Origin of the sequence: Aeromonas sp. QDB14 (assembly GCF_027707845.1) — a bacterium.
GTDB classification, from domain to species: domain Bacteria; phylum Pseudomonadota; class Gammaproteobacteria; order Enterobacterales; family Aeromonadaceae; genus Aeromonas; species Aeromonas caviae.
Window position 1 is genome coordinate 1 of the sequence record NZ_JAPCJD010000038.1, and the last position, 16,471, is coordinate 16,471.

Sequence of the window (16,471 nt, forward strand, 5' to 3'; positions counted from 1 at the left end):
AGACAGCCAGTTTACCAGCACCCTGTCTGTCAACTTCCACTTCCCCAAGATCCCGCGAAGAACCTTTTTTATTGCCTCGCCCACGAGCAAAGAAAAAGCGCGGCTGCCGGTCGGCAGTCGCGCTTTGCTTACTCTCTCGGTGTTATCCCGCCCTTGGCGAGGCGGAATTCAACCCGGGGCTGCCGAGCCAGCCCCGGGCTCGATGGGAAAGACTTACTTGGCGCTGCACTCCTGGATGATGACGCTGCCCACCTCGCCGGAAGTCTGGGTCGGGTCAACCTTCACCAGGAAGCTCCACAGACCCTGTTCCAGCGTGATGCTGTTGTTGCCCATGCCACCGTCGCCGTGCTGGAGCGGGTAAACCTGCTCGGGCTCCAGTGCGATCAGGGTGCCACCGGCATCCTTCACGAAGAACTGCTTGCTCCAGTTGCCATCGTCGTTGGCAAACTTGAAGTCAAAGCTGCCCGCGTAGTTGAAGGCGGCCTGATAGATGGCGAGGTTGCCTTCCATCCCCTTGTAGCTCAGCTGGTAGGCCGGCTGGGCGTTCCAGTCGCTCAGACTGCCGCGCACATAGAGCGGGAAGCCGAGCGGATTGCCCGCGACGGTATCCAGCACCTTGCAGCTCTGCGCCGGTTCGGTGTAGCTGACACTCAGGGTGGGCTTGTCCTTGTTCATGGCGGTGAAGACAAACTTGTAGGTGCCAGCCTTCTCCACGTTGAACGGCAGATCCCCGCCATTGGCACAGAGCGTATTGACCTGGCCGGTCGCAAGCTGGTCGGTATCGCTGCACTTGCCGTAATTGACGGGGCCGCTCCACTCGTTGCCAGCGATCTTCACCTGGGTCGACCCCAGCTGATCCGCCGTCACCTCGGTGGTGAACTCATAGGTGAAATTGCCACTGAAGTTCATCTTGTTGACCGGATCCCACTGATTCAGGAAACCACGCACGAACACCTCGGTGTCACCGAAGGGAGGCAAGGTGCTCAGATCCGTCTTCTTGCTCACCGGCAGCCCCGCGCCCTGGGCACCGCTCTGCGGCTTGACGAACACCGCCGCCGACCAGGCGCCAAGGGTCAGCTGACCGCTGTCATTGGCCGCACCGCTGGCGATGCTGTCGGAGTCACGGTGGGCACCGCTCAGGACCATGCCGGTCAGATCGATGGGCTGATCCTTGCCGTCACGGAAATCGCCGATGCTCTGGGGCTGATTGGTGGCGTTGATCATCACCACCAGGCCGTCGATGGCCGGATCCAGATCCGCACCGGCGCCCACCCCGTCATCCACGCTCATCACGATGAGACCAGGGATCTGCTCAGGGCCGGTGTTGCGGAAGTCGACCCGCTTGATCACCTCGGCGCCGCTGCCAAGACGCAGCAGACGAGAGGATTGACGCAGTTCGGAGAGCTCCTGGTAGAAGTTCACCATCTGATGCATCTCGGCCGAACCCGGCTTGGCGTGCTGGCCGAGCACCTGCTCGATCAGCTCGTAGTTGGCCTCGTCCTTGTCCTTGCGCGGCAGCCCTTTGTCAAAATTATTGTCACTTAAGCCGTAGTCGACCCGGTTGTACCAGTCACCGGAGTCGTAGCTGTCCCGCTCCATGGACTTGGAACGCAGCAGCTCGACACCCGCGTGGGTGAAGGGAATGCCCTGACCCAGCATGGCGGTCGCCAGAGAGACCCCCTGCATCCGCACCAGGTCGGCCCCGGCGGGTGCCTTGTACACCAGGTTGTCGAACAGAGTCTGGTTGTCGTGCTTGTCGACATAGTTCTGGATTTCGGTCGGATCCTGGGCATAGCCCGCCGGTTGACCGTTGTAGTCGATGTCGGAGCCTTTCTTCGGTATGCCGTCCTTGTCGGTCAGCACGAACTCCTTGAGGTTGCCCGCCATGCCGAGGCGCACCAGATCGGACTGATGCAGGGCGGTGGCGAGATCGACGCCGTCCAGCTCGTTGGCATCCACCAGGGCGCCGTTGCCAAAGCCCTGGGTCTTGCGAATGGCTTCGCCGCCGTCGAACGGGCTGCCGCCGCGCACCGCATCACGCAGCCGGTCGGAGAAGGAGCCGATGCCGGTACCGGCCAGGTGCTTCTGGGTCGCCTGCACGAAGCGCTTGTCATCCTGTACCTCGCCGAAGTTCCACCCCTCGCCGTAGAAGTACATGTCCGGATTGACCTTCTTCACCTCGGCCAGGGCCTGCACCATCTGATCTTTCGGGTGATGGCCCATGAGGTCGAAGCGGAAGGCATCGATTTTGTAGTCCCTCGCCCAGGTCACCAGAGAGTCATCCATCAGCTTGGCGAACATGGCGTGTTCCGGCGCCGTGTTGGAGCAGCAGGTGGAGTTTTCCACCGAACCGGTCTCCGGATTGAGGCGCTGGTAGTACCAGGGCACAATCTTGTCGAGCACGGATTTGGAACCGAGACCCGCTTCGTTGGTGTGGTTGTAGACCACGTCCATCACCACGTTCATGCCGATGTTCTGCTTGATGGCCTGCACCATCTCGCGGAACTCCTTGATCCGGGTCGTCCCCTCCGCATTGGTGGCGTAGGAGCCTTCCGGGGTGGTGTAGTGGTAGGGGTCATAGCCCCAGTTGAAGGAGTCCACCCCGCGCAGGTAGCCGTACAGCTCCTGCACCACGGGGTTCTCCTTGCTGTCGCTGGCTTGCAGATCACCGAGCACGGCTTCGATGGTCTCGCCGCCACCACAGTGGCTGGCAAACCTGGAGTTCTTGACCTCGGGATTGACCTCGCACAGCTTGCTGAAGTCATCGCCGATGTTGGCCACCTTGGCCGGATCCTCGTTGACGGTGGCGATGTCGAACACCGGCAGCAGGTGCAGGTGGCTGACGCCGCTCTTGGCCAGGGATTTCAGGTGGGTGACGGGCACGCTGTCGCTGTCGGTCAGTCCGAGGAACTTGCCGCGGTGATCCACCGGCGTCGACTCGTCGTTGCCGGTCAGATCCCGGACGTGGGCCTCATAGATGGTGATATCGGCGGGGTTCTTCTGGCTGTGGGGCGCCTTGAGGCCGTCCCAGCCTTCCGGCTTGAGGGCCGGATCGTCGAGATCCACCACCTGGCTGAACTCGGAGTTCATCGCCAGGCTCAGGGAGTAGGGGTCGGTCACCTGATAGGATTCCAGCTTGCGGCTGACCGGGTGATAGACCTGGATATCGTAGCGGTAGTATTTGCCGACAAGATCGCTGCCCCCCTGCACGCTCCAGCTGCCGCTGGCCTCGTCCAGGGTCATGGCGCGCTCGCCAAGCGACTTGTGCTGCTCGTCGAACAGAGCCAGCTTGACCGACTTGGCGGTCGGCGCCCAGAGCCGGAAGGTGACATTGCCCCCCTCCACCACGGCGCCGTAGGCCAGCTTGGTGGCCGCTTCGCTGTAAAGGGCATCGAGGGCACCGGCACTCTGCACCAGGGTCGCCCCCTGCAGGATGCCGTCCGCATCGGTCCCGATGGCGACCAGCTCACCCTTGAGCAGGGGCTTGAGATCTTTCCCCGCAGGCAGGGCGAAGGCGGCGGCATCCTTGAGGTGCGGGTATTTGGCCTGCTGCTCTTCGGTCAGGCTGGTCGGGGTCAGCTTGAGGTAGGGGAAATCGAATACACCCTCGCTGTTTGCTGTGATGGTGCCTGACTCTGTGTAGTAGAGGCGCACATAGGGCTTGTCCTTGCCCCCTTGCCAAATCAGGGTGTTGTCGTCGATGAGGTGGGCACTGGCCCCCGCCACGCCGAAGGCGGCGGTGAAGGCTTCCGCCCGGCTGCCGAAGATCTCGTTCTTGCCGGCGACGATGGCCACGGTACGATCCGGGTGATCGCTGAAGACCACCTTCATGTCGCTGCCGGTCAGGTTCGCGAGATCGCCGTTGCGGGCGATGAAGTTGATGCAGCCTTCCATCTTGGAGAGCGGCACGACCTAGGCCGGGCCAAAACTGTCCGCTGCGGACGGCGTCTTGCTCTTGTCATCCCAACCGGTATTGAGGCCGCCCTCCGAGGTCGAGTTGCAGGCGTCGTTGTTCCACAGGTGCAGGTTGTGGCTGGCGAACGGGCCGGTGACACCGCGCGCCGCGCTGGTCTGGGTATCCACCAGGGCGATGACCGCTTCGTCGGGGCCGGCCGTCAGCAGTTCGGCCGGGGGCTGGACGTTGGGAAGACGAGCGACGGGCTCATCCTGAGGGGCAGGAGCAGAAGAACTGTTGTCGTTACAGCCTGACAAAAGCGCGAGCAGTGAGGCTGTTACCAGCGCCACTTTGGTCTTTTTCATATCCATTTTTTTATAATTCCCGCTGTAGTTAGTCTCGATATCCGAGTACCCGGTCATTGCCGAGCGGTGTCATATTAATCAGCGGGAATTGCCGTAAATGTGAGCGGATGGGCAAAAAAAACCAATCCGCATCAACAAGATAACGTTTTCATAACGAAAACTCGATCGCGCTCACAGACCTGGCAACGCTTTCGGCCCATACCAGCGGAAAGAGGGGAGCGAGTGACGAAATCAATGTCCAATCAAATGGATAGAGGGGACTGGGTGATGAAACGGATTGAGGAGCAGGCCAGGCGGCTGGACCAGGAGTATCAGGGCATTGCCCAGTTGTTCGATCAGTTCTGCCAGCAGGCCGGCGTGCTCGCCGAACGCTATCACTTCTTCAACTGGCCGGATTATGAAGAGAGCCCGCCCCTCGCCCGCGCCTTCACCCTGCTGGGGGAACCACGGGAGCTGCGGCTGCGCTGTCAACCCGGCGAGGGAGGTTTCCTGAACGGCCTCCTCCAGGTGTGTGGCGAGGAAGGCAAGGTTCACGCCAGCCTGGGCTTTCATGCCGACGGCCACCTGCTGCTGGAGCCGGGCCACCTGCTCGACGACCCGCCGGGACTGCTGCTGAGGCTGATGCTGGGCTCCCTCTGGCAGGATCAGGGGAGCGAGCCTCCCCGCTGACACCCGCCAGGGGCGTCAGTCGGCAGACACTTCGATGGTCAGGTGCACCAGCTCCTCGTGGATGGCGAGGCGCTCGCGGATCGCCTGTGCCGGGACCGGGGTCGCCATCTGCAACGACATCGCGGCGGCATACTGCGTCTGCCCCACCCGCCAGACGTGCAGATCGCGGATCTCGGCGCCAGGCAGCTCGGCGATCACCTCGCGGATCTCGTCCACCAGGGGCGCATCCATCTCCGCATCCAGCAAGACGCGCCCGGTATCACGCAGCAGCCCCCTGGCCCACACCGCCACCAGCACGGCCCCGGCGATGCCCATCAGGGGATCCAGCCAGTCCGCCCCCCACAACATGCCTCCCACCAGCGCCAGAATCGCCAGCACCGAGGTGGCCGCGTCCGCCAGCACGTGGAGGTAGGCGGCGCGCAGGTTGAGATCCTGATGGCCGTGGTGGTGATCGTGCGAGTGGTCGTGATGACCGTGATGGTGGTCGTGACCATGGTGATGGCCGTGATCGTCCCTGAGCAGCCAGGCACAGGCCAGATTCACCAGCAGGCCCAGCAGGGCAATGCCGATCGCCTGCTGATAATGGATGGGGCTGGGGTCCAGCAACCTGGCCACCGACTCGAACAGCATCAACCCCGCCACCCCCACCAGCAGCAGGGCGCTGCTGAAGCCCCCCAGCACCTCTATCTTCCAGGTACCAAAGCTGAACCTGTGATCCCGCGCGAAGTGGCGGGCAGCGCGATAGGCCAGCACCGAGAGGCCGAGGGCCAGGGCATGGGAGCTCATGTGCCAGCCGTCGGCCAGCAGCGCCATGGAGTTGTAGAACCAGCCGCCACCGATCTCCGCCACCATCATGACGACGGTGAGCAGCACGGCCCAGCGGGTCTTCTGTTCGGCCAGGGGATTCCCTTCGTGGACGACGGGGTGGTGGCAGTGGGATGTGGCGAGGGATGGCATGGATTTCTCCTGAAAACGAGGATGCTATATACTATACCCCAGTATAGTTTTATTGATCGAGAGGATCCTGCATGTCACACACGGTTCACGACAAGAAGAAGCTGCTGGCTCGGGTCAGGCGCATCAAGGGGCAGACCGGCGCCCTGGAGAGCGCCCTGGAACAGGAAACAGACTGCGCCGCCATCCTGCAGCAGATTGCCGCCATCCGCGGCGCCGTCAACGGCCTGATGCTGGAGGTGCTGGAGGGACACATGCGCGAGCATCTTGGCGCCGAGGAGGCGACCCATGCCGAGCGGCTGGAGGATCTGGATCAGGTGGTGAGGGTACTGCGTTCCTATCTGAAATAAGGGCGCCCGGTGATGACGGGCGCCCCTGTCAGTCGAAGTCCGCGTAGGGAGTGAGAGGCCTTGGCGGCATATCGAGATCCCCTTGCCAGGGCTTGAAGGTGTAGCGCAGGAACAGGGGGACATGGCTGGGGGCATAGTCATCCGCCTGCTGGATGTCCACCCGGCCACCGATGCGCCAGTGTTCCGTCAGCCTGTGTTCCACCACGCCATTCAGGGTGTAGCCGAATCCACTGCTGCAGCCCCCTTTCACAGGCGCATTTCTGTCTGGCAAACCGCTTGGCAACAGGCCTTCCAGGGGGTAGCGGCGACTGTCGTCGGTGCGGGCGTAGGACCAGGATCCCGATCCCCCCAGCTCCCACGACCAGTCCGGGGTACGCTGCCGGTAGCTGACCGGCACCGAGAGCGAGAAGTACCCCTGCGGGCTGTAATAACCCCCCTGCCCCAGGGTATAGCCCCCCAGATCCTGCTGGTAGTGCCACAGCATGGTGCTGAGCCCCACGCTGGCACGGCGATGGGTCTCGTTGACCAGCTTGTAGTAGCCGCCCCCCATCAGCCGGGTGCGCCAGTTGTCGGGCACGTTCTTGCCGGTCAGCAGGTGCTGCTGGGCGCTGCCCCAGAACCCGACGGCCCCTCCCAGATCCCGGCTGAGATCGAGGCGGATCCCGTTCGCCCGCACCCCGCCCCAGCTGATGCCCGTGCCCGGATCCACCGTTCCCCCATAGGAGAGCAGCGAGCTGCTGACGGGCCGACGCGAGAGGGTCATCCCCCACCCCAGCGTGTGCCAGTCACCGGTCAAGGTGGCGCCACCAACCCAGTCCACCACCTCGAAACCGAGGGGCGTGGTCCCCAGATCGAACGCCCAGGCCCCCCGCTGCCAGCCTGCCGCCAGGGTGGTCCCCCGGCTCTGCTGGTGCGCGTCCCCGCGGCAGTCCCTGGCCGCACAGGTACCGAACTGCGCCCGGTAAGGGGAGTCCGGCAGATCTCCGGCATCCATGTCGACCAGTTCAAGGCGGCCGAAGGCGGTACCACCGGCCAGCGGCGTATCCAGTTGCGCCATCTGGGTCAGCGCCCGCAGATCCGAGTAGCCCCCGGTACCGCTGGAGCCCCAGTAATCGCTGTCGAGGGAGAATGTGGTCTGGCTCTGCCGGTAGTGCCTGTCGAGATCGCTGCGCAGGCCGGATGCCAGCCACCCCTCCCCATCCTGACTGCGTGCCAGCCGGGTCAGCTCGCCCCCCTCCAGATCCTCGCGGGGGGCCAAACCTGCGGCCACCAGCCCCTTGCGATCCCGCACCAGAGCCCCTTCCACATCATGCTCGGCAAAGCGCTGACGGGCGGCATCGCGCCAGAACAGCGCCGTCTGCTGGGAGGCCGGTTGCATCGCCACCAGGGGTTCGTAGTCGGTGAAGATGGCGCGGGCTGTCTCGCCCTCTCCCAGCGCCTGATAGAGATTGGCTACCCGGCGGTAGTAGTTGGCCCCCTCCGGGGGCAGCGGGCTGACCGGCCAGGCGGGCAGCCAGTGACGGGCCTTTGCCAGATCGCCCCTGGTCTGGGCCAGTTCGGCCATGCCAAGCCTGGCCTCGGGCTGTTGCGGCGTGCGGGCAAGCACCTCCTGATAGCGCTGCTCCGCCAGTGCATAGGCCCCCCGATCCGTGGCCCACTCCGCCAGCATCAGGCTTACCTCTTCATCCGGCTGCAACGGCTGAAGCAGGCGTTCGGCCCCCTCATCATCCCCGGCTTCGTGACGCGCCCTCGCCCTGGCGAGCACCTCGTCACGGGCGAGGCGCTGATCCAGCGCATCCATGTCCTGTGTCCAGCCGGACCTAGGGATGGCGGCCAGCACCCCTCTCGCCGCCACCATCTTGTCCTGCCCCGAGAGATAGAGGGCGGTGGCGTAGCGCAGGGTGGCATCCTGCGGGTGCGCCGCCAGCCGTTCCCGCAAGAGCCGCTCCCCGCTCCCGGCTTCCCCGAGGCGGGCCCGGGTATCGGCCACTCGATAGGCCAGCCACACCTCTTCCGGGGTCAGCGCGAGTGCCTGCTCGCGAAGGCGCAGCGCCACCGCCACCTTGCCGGCCCGATCGAGCTGATCGGCCTCCTCCTGCAACAGCCCGGCCTTGAGCCGCCGCCCTTCGGCCTGCATCCCGGGGGTGCCCTGCTGCTCCAGCAGGGCCAGGGCACGCGCCGGATCCTGCTCCTTGTAGAGATCGAACAGGCGGGCCAGTGCCCGCTCCCGCGCGCTCCCCATGGCGAGCGCCTTGCGGTAGGCGGACTCCGCGTCGGCATCGCGATGGCGGCCACGCTCGCTGTCTCCGAGCCCCAGCCAGGCTTCGGGCTCACGCCCATCCTGGGCGATGGCACGGCGATACAGGGTCGCCGCCTCATCCCACTGCTCCCGTTCCAGGGCGCTGCGCCCCTGGCTCACCAGCAGCCAGTAGCGGTTGGTGGCCAGCAGGCTGCGCCATTTGTCCTTGTCGGTCACCTCGGGGTGTGCCAGCACCCGTTCAAACTGGGCGATGGCCAGCGCTCGCTGATCGTTGCGGGAGTAGGCCTGCCCCAGGGCGCCCATGAGTTCAGGATCCCCCGGGTTGGCAGCCAGGGCACGCTGCAAGCGGGAGATGGAGGCACCACCTCCCGCCGTGCTTGCGAGCGCCGACTGGCGTGCGCGATAGGCAGGCGAGGCCCACTTCTCCTCCTGGGTCGCGAGCAGCTGTTCCGCCTTGGTGGTCTCCCCCTCGCCAAAGATCACCATGTACTCCTGCAAGGCAGCAATGCTCCCGGGCCCGATGGGCAGGGATTCGATGTCCGCGAGCCAGATCTCGGCGGCCTCGTCCCGCTGATAGGGATCTCGCGCCATCTCGCGCAACAGGTTCTGCGCCCCCTGGCGTCGACCGTCCGCCAGATAGAGGCGAGCCAGCCCGCCCCGCACTCTGGGCTCACCTGGATATTGCCGGTTGAGTGCCTCCAGGGCCGCCAGCCCCTTCGCCTTCATGGCCGGGATCCGTGTCTGCAACAGGGCATAATCCACCGCCACGTCGAGATTGGGGGGCAAATCACCGGAGAACAGGGAGCGATAGAGACGCTCGGCCTCCTCCAGCCTGCCGGCGCTGGTCAGCAGCCTGACTTGTTGCAGTTGCTGGCGCCTGGCCGGTTCGTTCAGGGCCAGGTTGGCCATGCCCTGACGATAGAGCGCAGAGTCGGGGTCTTGCTTGCCAAGGCGGGCCAGCAGTGCCCCGGCCTCCTTGACCTTGCCCTGGCGCAGGGCCTGACGGGCCTGGGCTGCCAGCAGCTCCGGATGATCGGGCTCCACCAGGGAGAGGGAATAGAGGCTGTTGCTGACGAGATCTTCCCGCCCACGGGCCTCGTCAATCCTGACCTGCTCCAGCAGCCAGGCCACCGGCTGTACCGTCCCTTGCGCCAGGGCTCCGCTCATCAGGCAGGCGAGCAGGCACCCCAGGGTCACTCTGCCTGACATGACTCGCTCCAATCCGGCTGCAGGGTACCGTCGGCGGCAAAGCGATAACGCCCCTGATCCCAGCCTGCGCCGAACAGGGTCAGCACGCTGCCGTAGTAGGCATCCGCATCCAGCCCGTGATCGGAGACCTGCTTGCGCAAGGTGACCTGCGCCGGCAAGCCCCGTGACAGGGGCAGGAGGGCGGCGGCAAAGCCGCTCGGCCCCTTGCCCTGAACCTGTCCACTTTGGCTGGAGACCCGCTCGGGAAGATGACCCGATTCGGTCAGCTGCGCCAGCATGGGGGCAAAGTGGGCCACCAGAGAAGCCCTGGCGGGATCCTCCTCGCTCAACATGCCGAGCCAGAGATAGACGCGGATGGCGTCATAGCCACCGGTGTCGCCCTTGTCCGCCGTCACCTGCCATCCCTTGTCGGCCTGCCAGTCCACCCAGTCCGGGGCAAAGCCACGGGGCGCACTCTCCTGCAGCAGCTTGGGCAAGAGGGCCCGCATCTCCCCCCAGGGCCCCTTGAAGGAGGCGAATCTGGCCAGCAGTTGTGGAGGCAGATAGCTGGGATTGAGGGTCCAGCGTCCCTCCCCCTCATAGCCTTTCGCCCCGGGCAGCAACACGGGGCCAAGACCCGGCAGCGTGGCGACCTCCTCCCGGGCGATGCGGCGCAGCAACAGGGTGCCGAGGGCCGAGTAGCTGTGGTTGTCCCACAGGCGACCCGCCTCCAGCAGGCTGTAGGCTATCCAGAGATCCGAATCGGACGCGCTGTTCGCATCCAGCACGCCCCAACTGCCGTCCTGCTGCCTGCCCCAGAGCCAGGATGGCAGGAAGCCGGTCAGATCCCCGCGGGCGAGCTGCCGCTCCGTCCAGTCGAGCAGGCGGGCAAAGGTTTCCCTGTCATCGTTGACCAGGGCGAAGAAGAGGGCATAGCTCTGGCCTTCCGAGGTGGTGATGCGGCGCCCGTCGGCAGGGTCGATGACCCTGCCCTCTTCGCTGATGTAGTGCTGGCGAAAGTGATCCCACTCCGGCCAGTGGCAGACGGCCTGCGCCGGGAGGGAACAAAGGGCCCAGAGGAGCAGGGCACCACAGACATTTTTCATCTGAGTCATCTCTTAATCTTCCTTCAGACGGCGGCGGCTGGCACTGGCAAGCAGCACCCGCAGGCCCCAGCCCAGTACCAGCATGCAGAGCAGGGTCAGCCCGGCAAGACGCACCGGATAACGGGCAAACAGTTGCCAGAGACGCTCCCACCACGGCAGGTAGCCCACCTCGTAGCGATCCCCCACCACCAGGCTCTTCACCCCGGATTCCCGGATGATGGCCACCGAGCCCGCCACCTGATCGCGCAGGGTACGGGTCTGCAGAGCCTCATTGAGCAATGTGACCCCCGCCGGTCCATCCGCCAGCAAGGCCACCAGGCTGCGCTGATCATGGGTCGGCGATTGCAGCCCCAGGATGACGGCGATGGCCCGGTTGCCCGTCATGCCCACCCGGGCCTGGGGCTGGCGATCGGCCATGGTGTGCAGCAGATCCCCCTTGTGCTGGCGGGTTGGCTCGTTGACCCAGCTGCGCGTGGATTGCAGCAGGGCGTCGGGAGCCAGATCCCCTCGAAACTCCTCCGGCAGGGTGCCGATGAGCAGGGTATCCCGATCCGCGGTGCGCGCCCGCTCCCAGTCGTCCAGAACCTGCAGGGAGAGCGCCGGATACCCGGTCTCGGCCCCGATGGCACCGACGGCATCGAGCAAGGTGGTGATCTGCCCGGGATGGGGTCTGGCCGGCATGACAATCTGGGTGTCGGCGAGATCCGCCATCCGGCTGAACGGGAAGCCGGCATAGGCGAACGCCTTGAGGTCGGGCATTTCGATGAAGTGGCGATAGCCGGTGAAGTCGATGGTGGAGCCCTCGTCGATGCGCACCTGATGGGCTGGCGGCATCACCAGGTCGCAACGGCCATCCTCCGTCCCTCCCATGTATTGCTGGGCATACTCGAACGAGAAGCTCAGGCTGTTGGCCTGGGTGGTCTTGAGCCCGGGCATGCGCAGCGCCATGGTGTCGCCGTCGTCGGCAAACCAGAGCGGCAGGGTCAGCAACCGCTCACTCTTGACCTCGCCGGGCTCGAGCGTGAACGACTTCATGAGCTGGCCGTTGACCGCCACATCCAGCCGGGAACCGTCGCGCAGGGTGGGCGAGGTGTGGTGATACTTCAGCTCCGTCCTGATGCCGTTCTCCCCCAGCAGATAGAGATCCGGCGGCAGGCGCAGCGTCAGGCTCATGGGCCACAGCGTGCGCCCCGTTGCCTGCAACTGGCCCGGGTACTCCGTGAGCTCGTCAAAGCGCATCTTGCGATCCAGTCGCACCCAGTTCGGGGCGTCGTAGGGTTGACGCGGGGAGAGCGGCTTCACCTCGTCCACCATGACGCTCTGGCCACGCAGCATGACATCGCCTCGCGCCAGCCCCTGCACCGCCGTCAGCAGATCCTGCTGATCCCGCCCCAGGATCAGCAGCAGCTTCACATAGGGGTTGTCGGGGGAGCTGATCATGTCGATGGTGGGCCCCTTCACCTCGGGATAGTCCACCAGGAAATCGGGACGCGCGTCATTGGTGGCAAAGATCACGGCGTTGCGATCGGGCAACTGGTTGATGAGCACCGGGAAATGCTGGCCCCGCCACTGGGCCTTGGTGCCGAACCAGGAGGCCAGCACCGCCGCCGCCTGCTGCTGCTCCGGGGGCACTGAGCCCGTGAACACCATGGGCAGAGTCAGCTTGCCATTGTCCCGCACGTCGAGGAACGGCATGGGGAAGAAGGAGAGCTCGTTGCGCACCGGCAGGGTCTGCAACTGCAGGGTCAGCTTGCTGTCCCGGTTGACGTTGAGCCAGAGGGTATCGCTCGCCGGGTTCTCGCACACTTTCTGATAGTGGCCGACGAAGCTCACCTTGAGGCGGTTGAAATCCTTGGCATAGCGGGGATCCAGCTCGATGCTGGCATGGGTCATCGTCCCCATCTGATCCTGGTTGAGGGCCGTCACCCCCATCAGCTCGTCATTGAGATAGACCTTGACCTGGGAGATGAGCGGCAGCAGGGAGGGCGATGGCGTGAAGTTCAGATCCAGGGTGGCCCGGGTCACCACCTCGTCCCGCCGCACGGTGAAGTCGGCCAGTCCGTCTGGCGCATTGCCGCGCAGGGACAGGGTGCCTGGCGATGATGCCATCTGTTCGAAGCTCATCCCCTGGGTGCGCACCGGAGCGGGAACGGGCGGCAGGGGGCCGACGGCCTCGGCGGCGGTCGCACCCTGCGCCATCAGCAGGAGAGGAATAAGGTAGCGTTGTGGTTTCATCATCCTTTCACTGTCTGTGAGGTCGGAGTCCCGGCCCGGAAATCTGGGGAGACGCGACGGGGAACAAAGGAGAGGAGCCAGCGAGCCAGCTTCTCGAGGAGGATACAAACAAAGCCGATGGGTGAGGTACGGGCCAGACGCCAGTAAGCTCCCCAGCCGAGCAGGGTAATGTCGATCAGGCTGTGGAGGGGGCGATCCTTGCCCAGACGCTGCTGCCACAGGGACCAGGTATCGGCCCGGGCGAAGGTGCACTGGATGAACTCGACATGCTGTGCCTGCGCCATGGGCTCCAGCTCCAGTCCCAGCTTGCAGCCGAACACCCGCTGCACCTTGGCGGCGAACGCCTGCTCCCGCTGGTCATGGCGCAGCAGCAACCAGACCCTCTCCTTGTCGGCCAGGGGCAGGGGCGCCTCAAGCAGCACCCCGACCCCCCCGTTGGAGTAATCCCTGACGGTACAGGGGTAGAGGTGACCGTTCGCCAGCCTGATGGCCGCCGGCATCACCATCTCCACCCTGGGGTTGGCACGGACCTGGCGCGACTCGAAGGCCACCGCCAGGGCGCCGCCCAGTATGGTCATGTTGTAGAGGGTCCAGATCATGCTGAGGATCAGGGTCGGCACCTCGTCGGCAGGGCCGGTGCCGATGCGCCAGAGGCCGAACCCCAGCCCGCACAGATTGAGCAGGATCAGCAGCAGATAGGGGCGGGAGACCGACAGATCGAGGAACACCTCCTCCGTCATCCCCCCCTTGGCAGTCACGTTGAACGTCCCCTTGTGAGGTGCAAAGAGCGCCACCGTGGTCGGCCTGGCGATGTACCAGGCCAGCACCGTCTCATAGACCTCGCCCCAGAAGGAGTGGCGCACCTTGCCCTGCAACCGGGAGTTGGTCAGGGCGCTGTGGAAGATGTGCGGCAACATGTAGAGGGCGATGGCCGCCGCAGGGGCATAGATGATGTAGGCGTGCAGGATCAGGAAGGCGAGCGGTGCCGTCAGGAAGATGAGCCTCGGTATGCCCGAGAGGAAATGCAGCATGGCATTGAAGTAGCACAGCCGCTGCCCCAGCTTGAGCCCCTTGCCGAAGAGGGGGTTGTCCAGACGCAGGATCTGCACCATGCCGCGCGCCCACCGGATGCGCTGACCGATGTGGGCAGAGAGGCTTTCGGTGGCCAGCCCCGCCGCCAGCGGGATCCGGATATAGGCCGAGGTGTAGCCGAGGCGGTGCAGCCGCAGGGAGGTGTGGGCATCCTCGGTGACCGTCTCCACCGCGATGCCGCCGATCTCGTCAAGGGCGGTGCGCTTGATGACGGCGCAGGAGCCGCAGAAGAAGCTGGCATCCCACATGTCGTTGCCATCCTGCACCAGGCCGTAGAAGAGGGCCCCCTCGTTCGGCATCTTGCGAAACCGTTGCAGGTTGTGTTCGAACGGATCGGCGGAGAAGAAGTGGTGGGGGGTCTGGACCACGCCCAGACGGGGATCCCGGTAGAACCAGCCCACCGTCATCTGCAGGAAGGAGCGGGTCGGCAGGTGGTCACAGTCGAAGATGGCGACCAGATCCCCGGTGGCCATCTTGAGGGCGTGATTGATGTTGCCCGCCTTGGCGTGCTCATGGGTCGACCGGGCCACATAGCGGATCCCGGCCTCCTCGGCGAAATCGCGAAACGCCGCCCGCCCCCCGTCGTCAAGCAGCCAGATGGTCAGCTTGTCGGCGGGCCAGTCGAGCCCCATGGCGGCGTAGACAGTCCCCTTCACGATGGCGAGATCCTCGTTGTAGGTGGGGATCATCAGATCCACGCTGGGCCACTGGGCCGGATCCGCCGGCAGTTGTGCCGGGGGGCGGTGCAGGGGCCATGCGGTCTGCCAGTAGCCGAGCAGCAGCACCAGCCAGGCATAGGCCTCGGCGGCCAGCAGCAGCAGGCCGCAGGCCAGGCTGACGGGGTCGAACCAGTCGAGGGTCGAGGTGTAGCGCCACCAGATGTAGCGGCAGGAGATGGTGAGGGAGAGCACGATCATCATCAGCATGGGATAACGGCCCGGCACAGCCCGCAGGATGAAGGCCATGGCCGCCAGCAGGAGGACGAACACCAGTTGCGCCTGCAGGGTGAACGGCAGGGTGACGCAGAGCAGGGAGAGGCTCCCGGCCACCACGCAGAGCAGCACGCTCTTCCAGCGCGCCTCGCGGGGCGTGGCCCTGGCGGCGGCCAGCCCTTTCTCCTCCTGGCGGGCCAGGAAGCCCCCGAGAGCCTGAGTGCCCCTATGCCAGATCCGCTGCCAGGAGGCAGGCCAGCGCAGAGGGATGGGCTGTGGGCGACGCACTATCATCCAGAGGCTCTGCAACAGAACGCGCAGGGGATCCCCCACCCGGGGGTGCGTCAGCTGGGGATAGAGCCCCCGGGCATGGCCCAGCACCCATTGCCAGCCATGACGCTCGAGGGGGAAGAGAGCCCAGGCCAGCAGCCAGCCCAGGGTCAATGCGGCCGCCCCCGGGCGGGAAGCCCCCCGCTCACGCAGTGCGCGATAGCGCTGCGAGCACCAGAGGCCCGCAGCCGGCGTCAGCAGCCGCACTCTCATCGGGGGGCCTCCCCCTCTGCCAGACACCAGGTCGCCAGGGCGGCCAGCTCGTGGGCAACCAGACTGGTGGGGGCATAGCGGCCGACCGGCAGCTTGGCGGCCATGGCCTCCGCCATGGCTTCGTCCCTGTGCAGATGAAGATTGAGCAGAGGGAGCCCCCCTGCCAGCCAGAGATCCAGCAGCCCCTGCTGCAGGGCCCGCTGGCTGGAGAACTGGGTCACCAGCAGACGCTCATCGGCCGCCCAGGGGTGGCGGTGAAGCCGCACATGGCAGTTGGCATCCGCATTGACCACCAGCAAGCGCCTGCAGGGGATGACGGGGGCCATGCCCAGGGGCAGATCCAGCAGCACCAGATCATAGCCATCGATCCCCGCCAGCCACTCGGCCGACGCCCCCTCCTCCCCACCATGGGAGAGCAGATCCAGTCCCTCCTCCCGGCGGTGAAGCGCACCTCGCCACTCCCGCGCCGGCTGGGTCAGCCGGCTCCAGCCTCCCGGATCGTCATGGGGCAGGCCAAGGTGGATGCCAAGCTGATTGTCCGGGCAGAGATCCACCGCCAGCACCCTTGCCCCCTGCTCATGGGCAGCCTGGGCCAGTCCGGCCACGATGGCGGTGGTCCCCACACCTCCCCGGATCCCCTGCAGGGCGATCACCTTCATGCAGACCTCCCCTCGCCAGTCCCCTCGGGCCCTTTCACTGCCACCTCCGCCAGCAGGGGGAAGCGTGCGCACAAGGCGGCGAGCCGCTCCCTGGCGGCAATATCCTGATAGGAGAGGCTGACACCAAAGGCCTGCTGGACCATGGCCACGTCATTGATCACCGTGCCCTCCACCAGGACGCCGAAGGGGGTCTGCATGTCTGATTGCCGTTCGCTGCGCATCG

The 16,471-nt window shown here is 65.4% G+C and carries 9 protein-coding genes and 1 pseudogene; 2 read left to right on the forward strand and 8 right to left on the reverse strand.

Going from position 1 to position 16,471, the window contains the following annotated elements:
- Window positions 1–213: 213 nt before the first annotated feature.
- Window positions 214–4,266: pseudogene (gene pulA / locus PG887_RS13375) on the reverse strand (pullulanase-type alpha-1,6-glucosidase).
- Window positions 4,267–4,527: 261 nt separating this feature from the next.
- Between pulA and PG887_RS13380 the strand changes: the two are divergent.
- The gene (locus PG887_RS13380; protein ID WP_270821927.1) at window positions 4,528–4,929 is read left to right on the forward strand and encodes a hypothetical protein; all 402 of its coding nucleotides are present in this window, start codon (window positions 4,528–4,530) and stop codon (window positions 4,927–4,929) included.
- Between the two features lie 15 nt (window positions 4,930–4,944).
- Here PG887_RS13380 and dmeF read toward each other — a convergent pair whose 3' ends face one another.
- Window positions 4,945–5,886: a CDF family Co(II)/Ni(II) efflux transporter DmeF gene (gene dmeF, locus PG887_RS13385; RefSeq protein ID WP_270821929.1), complete on the reverse strand. Its 942-nt coding sequence runs from the start codon at window positions 5,884–5,886 to the stop codon at window positions 4,945–4,947.
- Between the two features lie 71 nt (window positions 5,887–5,957).
- Here dmeF and PG887_RS13390 point away from each other — a divergent pair, with 71 nt between their 5' ends.
- Window positions 5,958–6,233: a metal/formaldehyde-sensitive transcriptional repressor gene (locus PG887_RS13390; RefSeq protein WP_041214512.1), complete on the forward strand. Its 276-nt coding sequence runs from the start codon at window positions 5,958–5,960 to the stop codon at window positions 6,231–6,233.
- A 28-nt stretch (window positions 6,234–6,261) separates the two neighbouring features.
- Here PG887_RS13390 and bcsC read toward each other — a convergent pair whose 3' ends face one another.
- Genes bcsC through bcsR form a run of 6 tightly spaced genes read right to left on the reverse strand, consistent with a single transcriptional unit; the run spans window position 6,262 to window position 16,469 of the window.
- Window positions 6,262–9,702, reverse strand: a complete 3,441-nt coding sequence (gene bcsC, locus PG887_RS13395) for a cellulose synthase complex outer membrane protein BcsC (RefSeq protein ID WP_270821930.1) — start codon at window positions 9,700–9,702, stop codon at window positions 6,262–6,264.
- Window positions 9,687–10,796 (reverse strand): cellulose synthase complex periplasmic endoglucanase BcsZ, encoded by a 1,110-nt coding sequence (bcsZ, locus tag PG887_RS13400; RefSeq protein WP_049635953.1) that lies wholly within the window; start codon window positions 10,794–10,796, stop codon window positions 9,687–9,689. Before bcsZ ends, bcsC begins: the two co-directional genes overlap by 16 nt.
- A gap of 3 nt (window positions 10,797–10,799) precedes the next feature.
- Window positions 10,800–13,025, reverse strand: coding sequence for a cellulose biosynthesis cyclic di-GMP-binding regulatory protein BcsB (gene bcsB / locus PG887_RS13405; protein ID WP_270821931.1), 2,226 nt, complete (start codon window positions 13,023–13,025; stop codon window positions 10,800–10,802).
- The gene (gene bcsA / locus PG887_RS13410; protein WP_270821932.1) at window positions 13,022–15,589 is read right to left on the reverse strand and encodes a UDP-forming cellulose synthase catalytic subunit; all 2,568 of its coding nucleotides are present in this window, start codon (window positions 15,587–15,589) and stop codon (window positions 13,022–13,024) included. Before bcsA ends, bcsB begins: the two co-directional genes overlap by 4 nt.
- A complete protein-coding gene (gene bcsQ / locus PG887_RS13415; RefSeq protein ID WP_104455264.1) occupies window positions 15,586–16,248 on the reverse strand; it encodes a cellulose biosynthesis protein BcsQ in 663 nt (220 codons plus the stop codon). Before bcsQ ends, bcsA begins: the two co-directional genes overlap by 4 nt.
- Window positions 16,245–16,469: a cellulose biosynthesis protein BcsR gene (gene bcsR / locus PG887_RS13420; protein ID WP_104456057.1), complete on the reverse strand. Its 225-nt coding sequence runs from the start codon at window positions 16,467–16,469 to the stop codon at window positions 16,245–16,247. Before bcsR ends, bcsQ begins: the two co-directional genes overlap by 4 nt.
- Window positions 16,470–16,471: the final 2 nt, after the last annotated feature.

Coding starts and splice junctions, on each gene's coding strand:
- PG887_RS13380 (WP_270821927.1), top strand. CDS start 4,528: ATGAAACGGATTGAGGAGCAGGCCAGGCGGCTGGACCAGGAGTATCAG.
- dmeF (WP_270821929.1), bottom strand. CDS start 5,886: ATGCCATCCCTCGCCACATCCCACTGCCACCACCCCGTCGTCCACGAA.
- PG887_RS13390 (WP_041214512.1), top strand. CDS start 5,958: ATGTCACACACGGTTCACGACAAGAAGAAGCTGCTGGCTCGGGTCAGG.
- bcsC (WP_270821930.1), bottom strand. CDS start 9,702: ATGTCAGGCAGAGTGACCCTGGGGTGCCTGCTCGCCTGCCTGATGAGC.
- bcsZ (WP_049635953.1), bottom strand. CDS start 10,796: ATGACTCAGATGAAAAATGTCTGTGGTGCCCTGCTCCTCTGGGCCCTT.
- bcsB (WP_270821931.1), bottom strand. CDS start 13,025: ATGATGAAACCACAACGCTACCTTATTCCTCTCCTGCTGATGGCGCAG.
- bcsA (WP_270821932.1), bottom strand. CDS start 15,589: ATGAGAGTGCGGCTGCTGACGCCGGCTGCGGGCCTCTGGTGCTCGCAG.
- bcsQ (WP_104455264.1), bottom strand. CDS start 16,248: ATGAAGGTGATCGCCCTGCAGGGGATCCGGGGAGGTGTGGGGACCACC.
- bcsR (WP_104456057.1), bottom strand. CDS start 16,469: ATGCGCAGCGAACGGCAATCAGACATGCAGACCCCCTTCGGCGTCCTG.